Source organism: Nitrosopumilus sp. b1 (assembly GCF_014078545.1).
In the GTDB taxonomy this organism is placed as follows: Archaea; Thermoproteota; Nitrososphaeria; order Nitrososphaerales; family Nitrosopumilaceae; genus PXYB01.
This window is the reverse complement of sequence record NZ_MU078736.1, coordinates 1-2,494: the sequence shown is the minus strand read 5'-3', so window position 1 is coordinate 2,494 and position 2,494 is coordinate 1. Positions and strand designations below refer to the sequence as shown.

Sequence of the window (2,494 nt, the reverse complement as noted above, 5' to 3'; positions counted from 1 at the left end):
ATGTCAATGGGCACAAAAAATAGAAAATGGTGAGCTAACTGATTTACTAAGAGATGTAATTGTCATGGGAGTTGCACCAGAGTTTTTTGATAGCATTGATGCATGTGGTAATGATTTTACGGTAAGGCCAATTACAAATTGTGGTAAAGGCGACCCAATGCAATCAATGATTATGGGAAATGGTGGTCCAACCATTCGCGGTTTAGCTACAGTGAAGAGCGTCGGGGCAAAATGAATTCTATAGAGACAATTAGGAAAAAAGTTACAGCGTGCACAAAATGTGAATTGTGTGAAGGAAGAACTAATTCTGTTCCTGGTAAAGGAGATGAAAAGTCTCAAGTAATTTTTGTTGGAGAAGCACCAGGAAGAAGCGAGGATAAACACGGAGAACCATTTGTTGGCAGTGCTGGAAAAAGACTATCACTTGCACTAGAATATGCAGGAGTCACACGAGATTCAGTATACATTACAAATATTGTAAAATGTAGGCCTCCAAATAACAGAGTCCCAAATAATGATGAACGAAAAAAGTGCTCGTCATATCTTAATGCTGAGATTTCTTTGATAAAGCCAAAGATCATCTGTGTTATGGGCAATACTGCATTCAAATCTCTACTTGGAGGAGATAATATAACAAAACATAGGGGAAAAATCATGAAAAAAGACAATCAAGAGTATTTTATTACAATTCATCCAGCAGCCACAATTTACAATCAGTCATTGCTTCCACTTCTAAAAAAAGACATGAAAAAACTATTCAAAATTCTCGCAGAAAAATAATTTTAGACATGAAACCCATTTCACGAGAATTTTATCAAAGAAATACAGTTCAAGTTGCAAAAGAATTACTTGGAAAAACTTTGGTAAGAAAAATAGGAAACAAAACACTAACTGGAATTATTACAGAAACAGAAGCCTATAGATTTTCAGATGATCCAGCAAGTCATGCACATAGAGGAATAACTCCAAGAAATAAAGCAATGTTTGAACAAGTAGGTCGTGCTTATGTCTATTTTACTTATGGTATGTACTATTGTGTAAATGCAGTTGCAAGAAGTAAAAATTATCAAGCAGGAGCAGTTTTGCTTCGAGCAATTAAACCAGAAAATGGAATAAACTACATGATAAAAAATAGGACGATAAAAAAAGAATCAGAGCTAACAAATGGCCCTGCAAAATTAACTCAAGCATTAAAAATTGATAAAAAACAATATGGCGTTGACTTGACTAAAGTTGGAGAATTATTCATCGCAGAAGGAATAGAAAAACAAAAAATTTTTGCATCAAATAGAATTGGAATAAAAAACGGAATAGAAAATTTGTGGAATTTTAAAATTAATCTAAATTAAGATGATTTTTCATCATCATTATCTTCTAGGGTCCAAGGAGCAGCTTTTCCCAATATTTTTGCCCAATCTAAACGTAATAGAAGTATGATCACTGCAGTCAATATGCCTCCAAATGCAATTATTCCAATGTAAATTGGGGTTGCATCATCAATGTCTTCTAAGAATGGCTCAACTAATGAGAGTCCCAAGAAATGTGCGATTAACACTATAACATAATGAAGAACGATTTTTCCAGTTAGTGTTGCAATGAAAAATCGTTTTGGATTATATTTTGCAAGACCAAGTGGGACATAAACTAAATCATCTGGAATTGGAGTGGCGGCTGCAAAAAATGCTGCACCTGCACCGTATCTTTTTACTAATTTCTGAAATGGTTTCATCCTTTGACGAGATTTTTCACCGATAATTTTTCTTCCACCATAACTAACATAGAATATGATTTGTTTTGCAATTGTAGATAATAACGCAGAGGATAATGCAAGAATGTGAATGTCAAATTGATCACCTACTGCCATTGTCGCAAGAAGCAAGAATGATGGAACAGGAACAAAAGGAATCAGTGAGCCAAAGAAACTGACCAAAGCCAATCCAAGGTACCCCACTTCTGGGGCAAATGGAAATAGGTCAGTAAAATCCAATAAACTTCAATTTGATCAGCGTTATTTAACTATAAGATCATCGACTCTAGTTTACAAAAAATCTCTGCAATCATTAAAATATCATATTATCAAGGTTAGGTCATCGTGGCAAAAAAGAACTATCAAGAAATAGGAATCACTATTGCAAAGATTAGTCCATACATTAGATTTGTAGGAGTCATTGGACAAAGTGGAGAACTTCTCTCATACTATAGACGAGAGAATCTAAAACCAATGCTTAATGCAAAAAATACGAAATTTCAATTTTCACATATCGCAATGAAGACAGATTTAGAATCATTCTTCGATAAGAGTTTAGGAGAGATTGAGTTTGTATGGGAAGAAAGAAAAAAAGTTCAAACAATTTCATTTGCAATAAAAAAAATTCGAGTTTGGATTTCAATTGACAAAAAAGTAGTAAGAAGTGAGGTTCTCAGAATTATTGATTCATGTTTGCCTATTGTCAAATTATACACTTAGAGTCAAGTTAACTTGCATTTCAGGCAG

Annotated in this window: 4 protein-coding genes and 1 pseudogene; 4 read left to right on the top strand and 1 reads right to left on the bottom strand. The window is 33.9% G+C overall.

What is annotated here, in order from left to right; translation table 11 throughout:
* The 3 genes and pseudogenes from C6988_RS09400 to C6988_RS09390 all read left to right on the top strand — a co-directional run.
* Window positions 1-235 (top strand): annotated as a pseudogene (locus C6988_RS09400) (TldD/PmbA family protein); the annotation flags it as partial.
* Entirely contained in the window at window positions 232-780 is a 549-nt protein-coding gene (locus C6988_RS09395; RefSeq protein ID WP_182134944.1) for a uracil-DNA glycosylase, read from the top strand. The pseudogene C6988_RS09400 and the gene C6988_RS09395, both read left to right, overlap by 4 nt.
* 8 nt (window positions 781-788) lie before the next feature.
* Window positions 789-1,349 (top strand): DNA-3-methyladenine glycosylase, encoded by a 561-nt coding sequence (locus C6988_RS09390; RefSeq protein WP_182134942.1) that lies wholly within the window; start codon window positions 789-791, stop codon window positions 1,347-1,349.
* Here C6988_RS09390 and C6988_RS09385 read toward each other — a convergent pair.
* Window positions 1,346-1,987: a YqaA family protein gene (locus C6988_RS09385; RefSeq protein ID WP_182134940.1), complete on the bottom strand. Its 642-nt coding sequence runs from the start codon at window positions 1,985-1,987 to the stop codon at window positions 1,346-1,348. The genes C6988_RS09390 and C6988_RS09385 overlap by 4 nt on opposite strands.
* Window positions 1,988-2,092: 105 nt before the next feature.
* On the opposite strand from C6988_RS09385, the gene C6988_RS09380 reads away from it, so the two are divergent.
* Window positions 2,093-2,467: a hypothetical protein gene (locus tag C6988_RS09380; protein ID WP_182134938.1), complete on the top strand. Its 375-nt coding sequence runs from the start codon at window positions 2,093-2,095 to the stop codon at window positions 2,465-2,467.
* The last annotated feature ends 27 nt before the right edge of the window (window positions 2,468-2,494 follow it).

Bases quoted from the DNA above. Each gene is read 5' to 3' on its own strand.
- C6988_RS09395 (WP_182134944.1), top strand. From the start codon at position 232: ATGAATTCTATAGAGACAATTAGGAAAAAAGTTACAGCGTGCACAAAA.
- C6988_RS09390 (WP_182134942.1), top strand. From the start codon at position 789: ATGAAACCCATTTCACGAGAATTTTATCAAAGAAATACAGTTCAAGTT.